The sequence below is a fragment of the Longimicrobium sp. genome (assembly GCA_036389795.1).
Classification (GTDB): Bacteria; Gemmatimonadota; Gemmatimonadetes; order Longimicrobiales; family Longimicrobiaceae; genus Longimicrobium.
The window spans coordinates 1-14,400 of the sequence record DASVWD010000047.1 but is presented as its reverse complement, the minus strand read 5'-3'; the positions used below and the strand labels follow the sequence as shown (position 1 = coordinate 14,400).

Genomic DNA, 14,400 nt, shown 5'->3' with positions numbered 1-14,400 from the left:
CGACCAGCTGCGCGAGGTACTGGGGCAGGTGTCGCTCTGGCTGTGGGGGCACGAGCACAACTTCGTGGTGCACGACGCGTGGCCCACCGGCGGCGGGCGCGTGCCGCTCCGGCGCGGCCGCTGCCTGGGGGCCAGCGCCGTCCCCGTGCTGAAGGACGCCGACGTCTACAGGGTCGACGGCAAGCTGAAGGACGCGCCCACCTTCCGCGCGGACCTGAAGCTCGGGCGGGGCGACGACTGCTGGCACCACTGCTTCGCCGTCCTCGAGCTCGACGGCGAGCGCGGCGAGATCGGCTACTTCCAGGTCCCCCACGCCGGCGGCCCCGCCGAGGAGATCTTCCGCGAGCGCATCGACGACTGAACGTCTGCTGACGGGCACGAAAACAGGAGCCGCGCTCGTCCAGCGAGGGAGCGCGGCTCTTCATTCTCACGTCGTTCCCGCCGACTGTCATCCTGAGGGCGCACACACCTGAATCGCCTCTGCGCAAGAAGTTGTGCGCCCGAAGGATCTGCGGGCGGGGATTGCGCGTCAGATCGGCTCACGCTCGGACCCGACCCGCAGATCCTTCGTCGCCGCCCGGCACTCGTCGCTCTGCCGGCTCCGCGCGGCGGTTCCTCAGGATGACAATCTCGGGGGATTTCCACCGAACCACACCAAGTGAGGCCCGGGCGCGCCTCACCCGCCGTCGGGCTTCTTCCGCGGCTGGCGCTGGCGGGGGCGGGGGTAGGGGACCTCGGCGGCGTACTCGTCCTTGATGTGGGTGAGCAGCCACTTCTCCAGCGCGGGGGCCGAGGCCGGCGGCTCGGGGGCGTGCTGGCGCAGCAGGTCGAAGAGCGCGCGGATCTCGGCGGTGGCCTTCTCCAGCGGCTGCGGGAGCACCAGCTTGAGCGGCGTGCGCGTGGGCGTGTCGACCTTCACCTCGGCCGCGCGCAGCGCCGTCCCCTCGCGCCGCTGCACGTACAGGCGGGCGATCGCCTCGCGGGTGTTGGGGTGCGGGTTCTCGATGTCGCCCGAGACGAACTTGCGCACCTGCTCGCGCCCGCGCCCGATCAGCCGCGCCGCCTCGCGCAGGTTGCTGTCGCGCACCAGCTCGCCCACGAAGCGCCGCAGCTCGTCTACGGGTATTTCGCGCCACGACAGCTCCCGCCCGGACTCCAAGTCCCGGCGGTCGCTCGCCTTACGGCCACTTTGTCCACGAAGAGATGGGGGACACTGGGGATTGTAGAAGCCGCCCCGCCCGCGGCGCAAGCACCGCGTGGCCCCGGAAGCGCTCCGGCCCGCCACGGGAGGGTGGGCGGGCCGGAGCGTGAGTCCCGGCGAGGTGGCGGCGTCATGGCGCCGCCGCCTCGCCTCGCGTCAGGTCGTCCGCACGAAATCGTTCCGATCGCCGGCCTCCATGCTCGCGCGTGGCTCCGCCTGGGCCCGGCGCCGGGAGCCGGGCGGCCCCGCGGCGCCGGTGGGCGGCCCTCAGCGGTTCAGGACCGAGAGGGTGGACATCGGGAGGTGGTTCATCACGCTGAAGGAGGCCTGCTGCCCGGGGCGCAGCAGGATTCCCTCGGTCACGTAGCCGCGGGTGGAGCCGATCGGGTCCACCTGCAGGCGGATGTTGTCGCCCGCGGCCAGCATGTGCCGGGGGATGCGGAACGTCTGCGTGCTCATGCTGGTGACCATCCCCAGCCGCGCGCGCACGCCGGAGCCCTCGCGGACCGCGTAGACCACCACGTCCTGCCAGTTGCGGTTCTCCACCTTCACCGTCGCGGGGCTCGCCTGCGCGCGGGCCGGGGCGTCGGCCGGGGTGAGCGATCCGCCGGCGCCCGACGAGGCGCAGGCGCCCAGGGTGAGGCTCGCCGCCACCGCGGCGGCCAGGGTCTTCAGCGCGTGCATGGCTCCCCTCCCTCCCGAGGTTGAAAACAAAACGGCGCCCCCCAGCTGGGGGACGCCGCGTCGCGTATCGCGCCGCGATCCCGGGCCGCGCCGGCGCCAGGCACAGGGCCACGCCTCACCTCCGCCTGGTCGCGGGGTGCGCGCAACTCGAAGTCGCGTTTCGCGTTAACTCAAGTCCCGTGCCAGAGCGCGGCTGAACACCGCTCAGCCGCGGACCTGCAACGCGAAGCGTGCGAGAGAGATACGGGATCGCGTCGCAGTTCCGGAATCGAGGGAGGGTCGCCGGCCCGTCGCCAGCGGCAGGTCACACGCGCGGAAGCGGGAAAAACGAGGGGCCGCCCGCTGCGGGCGGCCCCTCGTGTCGTGCCTGCGGCTCGTGCGCCGGCGGGATCACTGCACCGTGATGGTGCCCTTCATCCCGGTGGGGGCGTGCGGGTCGCACTGGTAATTGTAGGTGCCCGGGTCCATGTTGACCTGGACCTCGTACGTCTGGCCGGCGGTGGTCAGGTACGGGCCCGGGGCGGGCAGGTTGGCCGCGCCGGCGTTCTCGGCGGGCGGGAACGACACGTTGTGCGCCACGGCGCCGTCGGTGATCCAGCGGATGGTGTCGCCCTTCTTGACCGTGATGTTGGCGGGCTCGAACTGGCCCGACGCGCCGTTCTGGGTGGTGACCGCGCGCACCTCGTGCACCTGCCCCTGGCCCGTGGCGGCCGTGGCTTCCGGCGACGAGGGCGGGGGCGCCGGGGACGCGGCCTCGGACGACGGGGTATCGGACGCCTTCTCGTCGCCGCCGCCGCCGCACGCCGCGGCCAGCGCCAGCATCCCGAGCACCGGGAGCTTCACGAGCAGGTCGCGCTTGAAGATCGACATCTAGCTCTCCTCACGATTTCCGATTGTTCGCAGCCGGCCCGGGAATTTTCCCGGACAGCGCCGGCAATCTACGGCGGGCACCCGCCGGGTACAAGCGGAAGATCACACCGCCCGCCCGTGCGGAAAACCCGTACGGGCCGGGCCCGGCGTGGGGAATCCCCCCACCTCCGGCCGCGCCCTACAGCCCCAGCGCGGCGCGGATGGTGGGCGGGATGCGCTCGGGGGTCCAGGGCGGGCTGAAGGTGAGCTCCACGCTGGCGCTCTCGACCCCCTCGACGCCCTCCACCGCGTCCTGCGCCTGCTTGACCAGCTCGCCGGCCACCGGGCACATCGGGGAGGTGAGCGACATGGTCACCTCCACGTGCGACCCCTCGACCTTCAGGTCGTAGATCAGTCCCAGCACCACCAGGTCCAGGTTCAGCTCCGGGTCCTTGACCGTGCGCAGGGCTTTCTTTACCGCCGCTTCCGTGACCATCGGGCGTCCAGTGCGTGAGTGCGAAGTGCGAAGTGCGAGGTGCGAAGTGCGGGATGAGGAATCCGCGCCCTCGCTCCGGGAGGAGGATACCCCTCAGAGCGGGGTGGGTCAAATCGCGGGCGGCCGGGCGTGCTGCGCTTGCAGGCGGGGACGCGGCCGGTATCTTGATTCGCCCCCGCGCCGGGGCGTGCCTTCGCGCAGTGCCGTACGCACTTCGCACTTCGCACCCCGCACTTCGCACTTTCCGGAGATGGCGAACCTCGACCGCGGCATCCGCCGCATCGCGATCAACACCGGCGGCGGCGACGCGCCGGGGCTCAACGCCGTGATCCGCGCCGCCACCCTGGCGGCGCTCAACCGCGGCTGGGAGGTGCTGGGGATCCGCCGCGGCTACATGGGGATCCTGGAAGACAGCGTCGACGGCGAGCCGGGGATCGTGCACCTCACCGCCAACGCCGTGCGCGGCATCACCCACCTGGGCGGCACCATCCTGGGCACCACCACCCGCGGCAACCCCTTCGGCCTCGAGGTGCGCCAGCCCGACGGCACCTGGGGGAAGGTCGACCGCTCCGACGAGATCGTCGAGGCCTTCCGCCGGCTCGACATCGACGCACTGGTCGCCATCGGCGGCGACGGCTCGCTCAACATCGCCGACGCCCTGTACCGCAAGGGGCTGCCGGTGATCGGGGTGCCCAAGACCATCGACAACGACCTGCGCGCCACCGACATGACCTTCGGCTTCCAGACCGCGGTCGAGGTGGCCACCGACGCCATCGGCCGGCTGCACTCCACCGCCGAGGCGCACCAGCGGGCCATGGTGGTGCAGGTGATGGGGCGCCACACCGGGTGGATCGCCCTGCACTCGGGGATGGCCGGCGGGGCCGACGTCATCCTCATCCCCGAGATCCCCTACGACCTGGAGTGCATCGCCCGCAAGGTCCGCGAGCGCGACGCCCACGGCCGGCGCTTCAGCATCGTGGTGGCCGCCGAGGGCGCCAGGCCGCGCGGCGGCGACCCCAGCTACGCCGACGCCACCGGCCGCTACGGCGGCATCGCCGACGCGATCGCCGCCGGGATCGAGAAGACCACGGGGAAGGAGACGCGCACCCTGGTGCTGGGGCACATCCAGCGCGGCGGCGAGCCGATCGCCTACGACCGCAACCTGGCGCTGCGCTTCGGGGCGGCCGCCGTGCGCTGCATCGCCGACGGCCAGCTGGGCACCATGGTGGCGCTGCAGGGCAACTGCGTCCGCGCCGTCCCCCTGGCCGACGCCGTCTCCGCCATCAAGACGGTCCCGCTGGACGACGACATGGTGATGGCCTGCCGCCAGCTCGGCATCTCCTTCGGCGACTGAGCGCCGGAACGGATCCGGCCGGCGTGTAACGCCGCGTGCCGGGCAGAGTGCGGCGCCGCGCGCGCCCCCCGCGCCCCCGGAGGCGTATAACGGAATGACGTCAGGGGGACGGAACGCGGCCGGTGCGATTTCGTCGCGGAAACGTTAGATTGGCGGCCGGCCGCCGATCTCTTTGATTCGATGCGGTCTTCCGGTGCTTTCGCGCCGGGAGGCTGGCGCGGCGGGGGAGGCGCGGCTCGCGGCGCCTTCCGGTGTTCCCGATCGGGAACGAGGGAGTGGAACGCGAGATGCCGGTTGCCGTGTCCGCCCGGAGGCCGGTCCCGCCCGCGTCCCGCATCCCGCGCGGCGCGGCGGACCGCGGCCTCCGTTTCACCCACCCGCATGTCCGTCACCCTGAAGCCCGGCGTGCACCGTCCCGACCGCACGCACACCCCCGGCGCGCCCGCCGCCCCCTCGGCCGCGGAGATCGCGCACCTCTTCGCCGCGGTCCCGCTCCTGGCGGGCCCCGAAGAGGTGGCGGCCGCGTGCGTCGAGGCGGTGCGCCGCGTGGCGGGGTGCCCCTGCTCGGTCTCCGTTCCCACCCGCCCCGTCCCCCTCACCGTGGGCGACCCGCGCGAGGGGATGCGGCCGCTCTTCCGCTTCCCCGCGCCCGGCGGCGAGGGCGAGGTGTGGGCCGGCGGCGCCGTGCCCGACGCGGCGCGCGACGCGCTGGCCGAGCACTTCGCCCGCGTCTGGGCGGTGCAGGAGCAGAAGGCCGCCAACACCGCCGAGCTCGACCAGCTCCGCTTCCACCTGGGCGCGCTGCAGCAGGTGGCGCGCACCCTGGCCGTGGTGCGCAGCCTGGAAGAGACCGAGCGGCTGGTGCTGGACTCGGTGGGCGAGGTGTTCTTCGCCTGGTGGGCCGCGCTCTACCACACCGACGGCGAGCAGTACACCTGCCGCGCCGTGCGCTCCTTGCGCGGCGAGAGCGTGGCCTACGCCATCCCCGCGCGGGTGGTGCGCTCCGTGGCCGCCCCCGGCGCCCCCCCGATCATCCCCCCCGGAGACGCCGAGATCCGCGACCACGTCCCCGCCGAGGTGGCCGTGGTGGCCCCGCTCGACTTCGGCGACGGGCACGCGGGGCTGCTGATCCTGGGGCGGCGCATGACCGACGCCCCGTACGAGCCGCACGACCTGGCGCTCCTGCGCGCGCTCGCCGACTCCTCGGCCATCGCGCTCCGGAACGCCGAGCTGCTCGACCGGCTGCGCGCCCAGGCCACCATCGACCCGCTCACCGGCTGCCACAACCGCCGCGGCTTCGACGAGGTGCTGGAGGTGGAGTTCGCGCGTGCCCGCCGCTACGGCCGCCCGCTCACGGTGGTGCTGCTCGACATCGACCACTTCAAGCGCATCAACGACGAGTTCGGCCACGAAGTGGGCGACCACGCGCTGCAGCGGATCGGCCGGGCCGTGCGCCACACCTTCCGCACCACCGACAGCGCCGCGCGCTACGGCGGCGAGGAGTTCGCGCTGGTCTTCCCCGAGACGACCAAGGAAGAGGGGCTGCGCCTGGCCGAGCGCCTGCGGCTCCTGATCGAGACGCTCCCGCCCAACGCCGAGGTGCCGCGCTCGCTCACGGCCAGCTTCGGCGTGGCCGCCTTCCCCGACGACGCCGCCGAGATGGGCGACCTGGTGCGCGCCGCCGACCGCGCCCTGTACCTGGCCAAGGCCCAGGGCCGCAACCGCGTCGAAGCCGCCTGAGACGAAAGTGCGAAGTGCGGAGTGCGAAGTGCTGGGTTCCGATCGCACTCAGCACTTCGCACTTAGGACTTCGCACTGCCGTTTGGGCGTGTCCCTCCGCTGCGCTCCGGGCCGGGCTGCGCGCGCCGTAGGGCACGATACGACTGTGCCCAACGGCGCCGGGACGCCGCCGCCACGAAACCCCTGTGGCGGCGCCGTCCCGGCCCTCCGGGCGCGCATCCCTCACGCGGTCGTGCCGGCGCTGTTCGAAGCCTCGCGGGGTTTGCGAGGCTTTCTGCCGTTGTTGCCGCGGCTTCAGCCGCCCCGACTCCCAAGGCCCCCTCCACCCCCAACTCCCCCCGGCGTGTGACTTGCGGCGGTCGCGCGCCGACGACCCGCAGCACGGACCGGTCCGGAACAGGAGGCGATCCCGTGGCGCTCACCCCCAAACAGCGCGCGTACCTGAAGAGCCAGGCGCACCACCTGAAGCCCGTGGTCTACGTCGGCAAGGAAGGCGTGGGCGACGCCACCCTGCGCTCCGTCGAAGAAGCGCTCAACACCCGCGAGCTGATCAAGGTCAAGGTGCAGGAGGCCGCCCCCCTCGACGTACGCGAGGCCGGCGCCGAGCTGGAGGCCCGCGTCGAGAACGCCCACCTGGTGCAGACCATCGGCCGCGTCGCCGTCCTCTACCGCCCCCACCCCAAGAAGCCCGAGATCGAGCTCCCCGGGTGAGCCGCGCGCCGACGAGGGAAGACGAAGGGGAGGCGGACCGCTCCGCCTCCCCTTCCGTATTCCTCCGCACTTCGCACTTCGCACTTAGGACTATCAGTAGATGTACACCGGCGTCCCCACCGGCACGTTGCGGTACATCCACAGGATGTCCTCGCGGCGCATGCGCAGGCAGCCGTGGCTGGCGGCGTCGCCCACGGTGTTCTCCTTGTCGGTGCCGTGGAAGTAGTAGCCGTCGTACAGCTCCAGCTTGGCCGCCCCCAGCACGCCCCGGTGCTGCCGCTGCGGGCTCCCCCAGGGCGGGATGATCACCGTGCCGCCGCTCACCGGCACCTGCCCCGCCGGGAACCCCGCCAGCGCGTTGGGCGAGGCGTTGCTCATGTCGCGGATCCCCAGCCCGTGGTTGCGGGCGTACTCGACGTAGTGCCAGTTGGGCGGCACCCACACCGGGTCCAGCTCCTTGTGGGTGATCGCCATCTTCCCGCGCGGCGTCTGGAAGCGCTTGGTCACCCCGCCGATGGTGATGGTCTTCCCCGACCCGATCGCCACCGGCGCGCGGAAGGTGGTGTCGTTGCCGCGGATGTAGAGCACCCGCCGCTCGGCCAGCGACACCACCAGGTACGGCCGGTCGCTGGGAAGGAGCTCCTCCTCGCGCGCGGCCAGCCGCTTCTCCTTCTCGGCCACCCGCTCGGTGAGCTCCGCCTCCTTCTGCCGCACGAACGCCAGCGCGCGCGAGTCGCGGGCGTACACCATCTCGGCCACCCGCCGCTCGAAGCGCTCGCTGACCGCCCACGCCGACGTCGCCGCGAAGAGCAGCGCCGCCGCCGCCACCCCCAGCAGCAGCGCCAGCGTGCTCCTGCGGTGGTCGTGGACGATCCGCCTGAGCCGCCCCGGCGGCGTGTAGTCGCGCCGGTCCTCGATCCCCGACCTCGTGATCCTCGCCATCTTGAACCTCAGTTCAAAGTGCCCAGTGCCAGGTGCCCAGGAACTTCATCCCCATGCGTCGCCCGCCGCCCGCGCCCGCCCCACTGGGCACTGGGGACCGGGCACTGGGCACTTTCAGTAGATGTAGACCGGCGTGTCTTCCTTCACCGCGTCGAAGATCGCCACCATGTCCCGCGCCCGCGCCTTGAACGAGGCGGGGTGCACCCCCTCCTTGAGCGGCCCGGCCAGCGGCTCGGTGTGGATCGCCGTGCCGTCGTCCAGCCGGATCACGTAGCGCCCCAGCCCCCCGGGCACGCGCCGCTCGCTCTCGGGCGGCACCGGCTGGCCGCGGCTCACGTACACCCACTCGGGGACGGTGTAGACCGGCTCCGTCTGCCGCTCCACGATGCGGCGCTCGCCGGCCCCCCGCACGAAGCGCCAGGTGCGCCCGTCCGGCGCGCGGACGATCGAGTCCGGCCCGATCACCAGCTTCGCGCGCCGCAGCGTGATCGGCCCCTGCCGCAGCTCCAGCACCGAGTCCTTGAGCACGATCGCCAGGTGGCGCTTCTTGGTCTCCATCGAGCGGACGCGCAGGTCGCGCTGCAGCACCGCCACCGCCAGCTGCGTCCGCCGCGCCCGGTGCTGCAGCAGCTCGTCGCGGGCGCGCTTCTGCTCCGCGCTCAGGCGCGCCTCGATCTGCGCCGCCTCGCTCTGGTAGCGGGTGATGCGCCACGCCACCGCCGCCGTCGCCGTCACGAACAGCGCGATGAGCGCCGCCGTCCCCCAGAAGAAGACCGGGTGCTCTCGCCGGAAGCTGCCGCGGGCCTTTTCGTCCATCGCTCTCTCGGTTCCCGGATCCGTACGTTTCCCCAGCCCCGCCGCGGCTTTGCAAGTCCCGTTCCGCCGCCGGCCTGGGCGCGGGTCGTGTAAGTATCTGCCAAGGCGGCGCTTAGCCCCGTCCCCCGCCCGCGTGGAACGTCGGTTGCGCAGGCGGGGGCGGACTTCCCCGGCCGAGGAGACGTGGCGAAGCGGACGGAGCATGCGGAGCGACAGATCCGGCGCGAGGCCGACCGCAGGTTCGCGGTGGGGCTGGCGCGCGCCTTCGCGGGGGCGGTGTTCTTCTCGCTCCCGCTGCTGATGACCATGGAGATGTGGTGGCTGGGCTTCTACATGGGCCGGCTGCGCCTGGCGCTCTTCATGGCCGTGATGCTCCCCGTGCTGGTGGGGCTGGACCGCTACTCCGGCTTCGAGGAGACCTCCACCTGGGGCCAGGACGTGCTCGACGCCCTGGCGGCGTACGCGGTGGGCTTCGTGGCCGCCGCCGCCGTCCTCCTCCTCTTCGGGGTGATCGGCCCCGACACGCCGCCGGGCGAGGCGCTGGGAAAGGTGGCCCTCCAGGCGGTGCCCGGCAGCTTCGGCGCGGTGCTCGCCTCCAGCCAGCTCGGCGGCGGCGGGCGCGAGGAGGAGCGGCGGAAGCGGCGGGCCGGCTACGCGGGGGAAGTGTTCTTCATGCTGGCCGGCGCCCTCTTCCTGGCCTTCAACGTGGCCCCCACCGAAGAGATGATCCTGATCTCCTACCTCATGACGCCGGCCCACGCCCTCCTGCTCGCCGCGGCCTCGCTGGGGCTGATGCACGCCTTCGTCTACGCGGTGGGGTTCCGCGGCACGCCGCGGCGCGGGGAGGGGGTCTCGCACCTGAGCGTCTTCCTCCGCTTCACCGTGGTCGGCTACGCCGTGGCGCTCGTGGTGAGCGCGTACGTGCTGTGGACCTTCGGCCGCTTCGAGGGCGAGGCGCTCGCCACGGTCGTCATGCAGTCGGTGGTGCTCGGCTTCCCCGCCGCGCTCGGCGCGGCGGCGGCGCGGCTCATCCTCTAGACCGGAGAACGGCGCGTGGCCCGGGACGGACGCGGCGGGGAGGCGGGCGGCGGGGCGGGGGACGACCGCCCCCGCAACGTGCGCAGCCGCTGGGAGTGGGCGGCGGCGGCGCTCGGCGCGCTGATGGTGGGCGGGACCATCGCCTTCCTGGCCCACGAGGCGGCGACGGAAGAGAACACCCCGCCGGACCTCGTGGTCCGCGCCGGGGCCGTCACACGCACCAGCGCCGGCTGGCTGGTGGAGGTCCACGCCGAGAACCGCGGCGCCACCACCGCCGCCCAGGTGCAGGTCGAGGGCGAGCTCAGGGCCGACACCGGCGCGGTGGAGACCAGCGACGTCACCATCGACTACATCCCCGGCGACAGCGAGCGGCGCGCCGGCCTCCTCTTCCGTGCCGACCCGCGCCGCCACCGCCTGGAGGTGCGCGCCAGGGGCTTCGACCTCCCGTGAGGCGGGCGCCGCTGGCGCGCGGCTCCTCCTTTCGGCATTCTCCTCCGCCCGAGCCTTTCGACCGTCACCGGCCCGCACCCGCTCGCATGGTCCGAACCTTCTGGATCCTCGGCTGCGTCTTCGGCCTGCTGGGCGTGGCGGCGGGGGCGTTCGGCGCGCACGCGCTGCGCGAGCGCCTCTCGGCCGACCTCCTAGCCGTCTTCGAGACCGGCGCGCGCTACCAGATGTACCACGCCCTGGCGCTGCTGGCCGTGGCGACGGCCGCCGCGCGCTGGCCGGGCGGCGGCTGGGCGCTCCCGGGGTGGCTGTTCACCGCCGGCATCCTGGTCTTCTCCGGGAGCCTGTACCTGCTGGCGCTCACCGGCGCGCGGTGGCTGGGCGCCGTCACCCCGCTGGGCGGCCTCTGCCTCCTGGGCGGCTGGGCCGCGCTCGCGCTCGCGGGGTGGCGCGCGGCGGCGCCGTGACCGCGGGGCGCATCCGACGGGAAGAGGCCGCTTTACCTGTTTCGGCGCGATGGGGACGCGGTGCGTCACCGCGTCCTCGCGAGGGCCCGGCGCGCCTGCGCGCCGCGGCGGGAGGCGCGCGCGGCGGCCGGCGGGGAGCGAAATCGGCGCCGTTGCGTGCAGTGCCCGCCCGCGAGCACGGTACGTGCATACCGGTGCGGGAGAGCTGAGCGCGGCTCAGTTTCCGGTGGCGGGGAACGGGCTGCGTAACTGATTTGGTGAGGTAAGGATAGGCGGAACCGGCTCCGCCGCACCGTGTAGACAGGACCAGCTCCCGGTGAGTATAATTATGCATCCGCATGGGCAACTATGCGCCAGGGGCCGCGCGATCCGTAGTACGAATCGTGCAGTGCCCGCGGGGCTGGCCGGCGGGTGCGCCGCCGCGGGGGCGAATCGCTTGACATTCGTGGAGGCGTCCTGCACCTTAGGTCCCCATTCCACGTTCGTGGGCAGGATTTTCGCCGTTTTCCAGGAGCTTCCCGCACCCTCCGTCACGCACCCCGCAGGAGCGTGACGGAGTTTCGATCTAACGTTCGATAGCGGGCGCGGGCGGGGCGGCGCGGGGGTGGGTCAGAAACGGCGGAGGCCGTTCGTTCAGGGGGAAGCCGGCTCCGGCCGGCGCCCGCCGCGCCCGATCTCCGCTGGGCGCAGAGACGAGTCACACACCGGGGGGCGGCAATGTTCCAAAAGCTGGACCGGAAGAAGAAGAGCTTCTGGTCGCCAACTACCATCATCGTCTCGGTGGTCCTGCACCTCCTGCTGGGCTACGGCTTCCTGCAGGCCAGCCAGAGCGTGGAGGCCCGGAAGAAGAAGGCCGAGGAGCTCGTCGACTTCATGGAGATCGAGGAGGAGAAGCCGAAGGAGCCCGAGGCCCCCAAGCCCGAGCCCCCGCCTCCGCCCCCGCCTCCCGAGGAGCCCGAGGCTCCCCCGCCGGTGGTGAAGGGCTTCCAGGAGCTGATTCCGCCCCAGGAGCCGCCCAAGGAGATCCCCAAGATCGACCTGAACCAGACCGCCACCCGCGCCGAGGACTTCTCGGGCGTGGGGCAGGCCGGCGGCGTGGCCAAGGGCGTCGAGGGCGGCGTGGCGCAGGACGCCTCCGACCGCGAGGCGCCGGCCGACGAGGGGACCTACGAGATGAGCGCGGTGGAGGAGCTCCCCGAGCTCTCCAACCGCAACGACGTGGCGCGGCAGATCTCGCGCAACTACCCCCCGCTGCTGCGCGACGCCGGCGTCACCGGCCAGGTGACCATCCGCATGCGCGTGATGGAGGACGGCCGCGTGGACCCGGCGAGCATCCAGGTGGAGAACGCCACCCACGACGCCTTCGGCGACGCGGCCAAGCGGGTGGTGGAGCGCATGCGGTTCCGCCCCGCCAAGGTGGGCGGGCGCGCGGTGAAGGTGTGGGTCACCCTGCCGGTTACGTTCCAGCTGGAGTCGTAAGGGCCGGGTCTGCAGGCGGGCCGCCCGCTCGGGGCGGCCCCGGAGGGAGCGGGGTGAGGGAGGCGGCGGGGCCGCCACGGCACGGCGCCGCCCGGGAGTCAGTCCATCACTTCAGGTAAGCGCGAGGACGCGCGGAGGAGAACCCAAGCATGGTCATCCAGCTGGACATCGGAAAGATCTGGGCCGACACCGGTCCCATCAACCGGGCGATCGTGTTCATCCTGATCGGCATGAGCATCATCTCGCTCGCCGTGGCCGTGGCCAAGTGGCTGCGGTTCCGGAAGATGGCCCGCGCGACCAAGGCGTTCGCGCCGGTGTTCTCCCAGGCGCTGGAGAACGACAACATCCCCGAGGCCCTCGCCGCCGCCGACCAGTACACCAACTCGCACGTGGCCCGCGTGCTGGGCGAGTCGCTCCGCGAGGTGGCGCCGCTGCTGGACGACCCCCGCGCCGCCGGCGCGGCCATCGTCTCGGCCGAGCGCTCGGTGGAGCGCGAGCAGATCCTGCTGGCCAACGACCTGAAGTCGGGGCTGGGCCTGCTGGCCACGGTGGGCGCCACGGCGCCGTTCGTGGGGCTCCTGGGCACCACGCTCGGCATCGTGAACGCCTTCATGGGGATGGGCGAGAGCGGCGCGGGCCTCGAGGCGGTCTCCTCGGGTATCGCCGAGGCGCTGATCGCCACGGCCATCGGCCTGGTGGCCGCGATCCCCGCGGTGTGGCTGTACAACTACTTCACCGCGCGCCTCGACACGCTGTTCTCGGAGCTGGCCTACGCCGGCCGCGAGATGATCGACTGGATGATGACGCGCCAGGCGAAGCGCGAGTACATGTCGGGGAGCACGCCCACCTTCCACGGGGACTGAGGCCATGGCGGGTGGAGCGAGCCTGGGTGGAGCCGGCGCCTTCGGCGGCTCCCCACTGCCCACGGTCGCGGGGTTCGAGTCGGACGTGAACGCCGACATCAACGTCACGCCGATGATCGACGTGATGCTGGTGCTGCTGATCATCTTCATGGTGGTCACCCCGGCGCTGGCCGGCTACACGGCGATCCTCCCCAAGGCCAAGACGTCGGCTCCCGAGAAGGAGAAGCGCGTCACCCTGGGGATCGACCGGGCGGGGAAGTACTACATCGAGGGGAAGCAGGTATTCCCGGTGCCCGACGCGCAGCTCACCGAGAAGCTCAAGGAGCAGTACCGGAGCCGGCCCGAGGACCACGTCCTCTACCTGAAGGCCGACGAGCAGGCGGGGTACGACCGGGTGCTCACCGCCATCGACGCGGCCCGCAACGCCGGGGTGCGCCGCATCGGCGCCATCACCGAGATGCCGCGCGCCGCCCGCGGCGGGAAGCACTGAGGAGGCCGCCATGGCAATGGGAACCGGCGGGAAGAAGGGCGGCGCCATGAACGAGATCAACATGACGCCGATGATCGACGTGCTGCTGGTGCTGCTCATCATCTTCATGGTGGTGCAGCAGGGCCTGCAGCGCGGGATCAGCATGCAGGTGCCGCCGCCGAAGGACAAGGACGAGGTGGCGCAGAAGGAGCCCGACCAGGACCAGATCGTGCTGGAGGTCAAGCCCGGCCCGGCGTACTTCATCAACCGCATCCCGGTGGACGGGGCGCAGCTCGAGGCCAAGCTGCGCGAGATCTACACGGGCCGGCCGCGCAAGGTGATCTTCGTGAAGGGCGAGGAGAACCTCACCTACGGCCAGGTGGTGCGCGCGGTGGACGCCAGCCGCGCGGCTGGCGTGGAGGTGGTGGGCCTGGTGCCGCGCCCCGAGGTGGGCCCGGCCACGGCGGCGGCTCCGGCCCCCGCGCAGTAAGCCGGTCTGCTCAGTTTCGCGCGACCGCGCCGCCGGCCGCTCCCCAAGTGGGGGGCGGCCGGCTTCGTTCTGCCTGGCGGCTGAAGCCGCGGCAACCACGGCAGGAAGCCTCGCAAACCCCGCGAGGCTCAACGGCGAACGGCACGACCGCGTGAGATGCTATGTAGGACGGGGCCGCCGCGGTTAAGCTCTCCTGGAGGTCATCACTCAACTAGGAGGAGCCGATGAGAACCGCGACGACCCCGAAAGTGGTGAGCGCTGCTGCCGAGCCGGTGCTGTGCGTGGGCTTCGAGCTGAGCGCCTCGGAGTGGAAGATGGCATTCAGCCCGGGACTGGGTCAACAACCCCGTCGTC

At 72.4% G+C, this 14,400-nt stretch carries 17 protein-coding genes; 11 read left to right on the top strand and 6 right to left on the bottom strand.

Annotation, left to right across the window (positions count from 1 at the left end):
- The coding region (locus tag VF746_05425; protein ID HEX8691836.1) for a hypothetical protein at positions 1-361 on the top strand (361 nt) is incomplete at its 5' end.
- 315 nt (positions 362-676) lie between these two features.
- On the opposite strand, the gene VF746_05420 is transcribed toward VF746_05425, so the two are convergent.
- The 4 genes from VF746_05420 to VF746_05405 form a co-directional block, all read right to left on the bottom strand.
- Positions 677-1,159, bottom strand: coding sequence for a hypothetical protein (locus VF746_05420; protein ID HEX8691835.1), 483 nt, complete (start codon positions 1,157-1,159; stop codon positions 677-679).
- 309 nt (positions 1,160-1,468) lie between these two features.
- The gene (locus VF746_05415) at positions 1,469-1,885 is read right to left on the bottom strand and encodes a hypothetical protein (protein HEX8691834.1); all 417 of its coding nucleotides are present in this window, start codon (positions 1,883-1,885) and stop codon (positions 1,469-1,471) included.
- A 390-nt stretch (positions 1,886-2,275) separates the two neighbouring features.
- Entirely contained in the window at positions 2,276-2,755 is a 480-nt protein-coding gene (locus VF746_05410; protein HEX8691833.1) for a plastocyanin/azurin family copper-binding protein, read from the bottom strand.
- Positions 2,756-2,933: 178 nt separating this feature from the next.
- Positions 2,934-3,230: a metal-sulfur cluster assembly factor gene (locus VF746_05405; GenBank protein HEX8691832.1), complete on the bottom strand. Its 297-nt coding sequence runs from the start codon at positions 3,228-3,230 to the stop codon at positions 2,934-2,936.
- 250 nt (positions 3,231-3,480) lie between these two features.
- On the opposite strand from VF746_05405, the gene VF746_05400 reads away from it, so the two are divergent.
- The 3 genes from VF746_05400 (at position 3,481) to yhbY (ending at position 7,035) form a co-directional block, all read left to right on the top strand.
- Positions 3,481-4,584 (top strand): ATP-dependent 6-phosphofructokinase, encoded by a 1,104-nt coding sequence (locus tag VF746_05400; GenBank protein HEX8691831.1) that lies wholly within the window; start codon positions 3,481-3,483, stop codon positions 4,582-4,584.
- 381 nt (positions 4,585-4,965) lie between these two features.
- Positions 4,966-6,324, top strand: coding sequence for a sensor domain-containing diguanylate cyclase (locus tag VF746_05395; protein HEX8691830.1), 1,359 nt, complete (start codon positions 4,966-4,968; stop codon positions 6,322-6,324).
- A 411-nt stretch (positions 6,325-6,735) separates the two neighbouring features.
- Positions 6,736-7,035 carry a ribosome assembly RNA-binding protein YhbY gene (gene yhbY / locus VF746_05390; protein HEX8691829.1) on the top strand — a complete coding sequence of 100 codons (300 nt, stop codon included), beginning with the start codon at positions 6,736-6,738 and terminating at the stop codon, positions 7,033-7,035.
- 93 nt (positions 7,036-7,128) lie between these two features.
- Here yhbY and VF746_05385 read toward each other — a convergent pair whose 3' ends face one another.
- A complete protein-coding gene (locus VF746_05385) occupies positions 7,129-7,977 on the bottom strand; it encodes a L,D-transpeptidase (GenBank protein ID HEX8691828.1) in 849 nt (282 codons plus the stop codon).
- 114 nt (positions 7,978-8,091) lie between these two features.
- Positions 8,092-8,793 carry a hypothetical protein gene (locus tag VF746_05380; GenBank protein HEX8691827.1) on the bottom strand — a complete coding sequence of 234 codons (702 nt, stop codon included), beginning with the start codon at positions 8,791-8,793 and terminating at the stop codon, positions 8,092-8,094.
- Between the two features lie 183 nt (positions 8,794-8,976).
- On the opposite strand from VF746_05380, the gene VF746_05375 reads away from it, so the two are divergent.
- The 7 genes from VF746_05375 (at position 8,977) to VF746_05345 (ending at position 14,046) form a co-directional block, all read left to right on the top strand.
- Positions 8,977-9,831: a TIGR02587 family membrane protein gene (locus VF746_05375; GenBank protein ID HEX8691826.1), complete on the top strand. Its 855-nt coding sequence runs from the start codon at positions 8,977-8,979 to the stop codon at positions 9,829-9,831.
- 15 nt (positions 9,832-9,846) lie between these two features.
- Positions 9,847-10,281 carry a TIGR02588 family protein gene (locus tag VF746_05370; GenBank protein ID HEX8691825.1) on the top strand — a complete coding sequence of 145 codons (435 nt, stop codon included), beginning with the start codon at positions 9,847-9,849 and terminating at the stop codon, positions 10,279-10,281.
- 86 nt (positions 10,282-10,367) lie between these two features.
- On the top strand, positions 10,368-10,745 hold the full coding sequence (locus VF746_05365) for a DUF423 domain-containing protein (protein HEX8691824.1): 378 nt from the start codon (positions 10,368-10,370) through the stop codon (positions 10,743-10,745).
- A 717-nt stretch (positions 10,746-11,462) separates the two neighbouring features.
- Complete coding sequence (locus tag VF746_05360) at positions 11,463-12,224, top strand: TonB family protein (GenBank protein ID HEX8691823.1); 762 nt, start codon at positions 11,463-11,465, stop codon at positions 12,222-12,224.
- 149 nt (positions 12,225-12,373) lie between these two features.
- Positions 12,374-13,087 (top strand): MotA/TolQ/ExbB proton channel family protein, encoded by a 714-nt coding sequence (locus tag VF746_05355; GenBank protein HEX8691822.1) that lies wholly within the window; start codon positions 12,374-12,376, stop codon positions 13,085-13,087.
- A gap of 4 nt (positions 13,088-13,091) precedes the next feature.
- On the top strand, positions 13,092-13,577 hold the full coding sequence (locus VF746_05350) for a biopolymer transporter ExbD (GenBank protein HEX8691821.1): 486 nt from the start codon (positions 13,092-13,094) through the stop codon (positions 13,575-13,577).
- 10 nt (positions 13,578-13,587) lie between these two features.
- Positions 13,588-14,046 (top strand): biopolymer transporter ExbD, encoded by a 459-nt coding sequence (locus tag VF746_05345; GenBank protein HEX8691820.1) that lies wholly within the window; start codon positions 13,588-13,590, stop codon positions 14,044-14,046.
- Positions 14,047-14,400 lie beyond the last annotated feature (354 nt).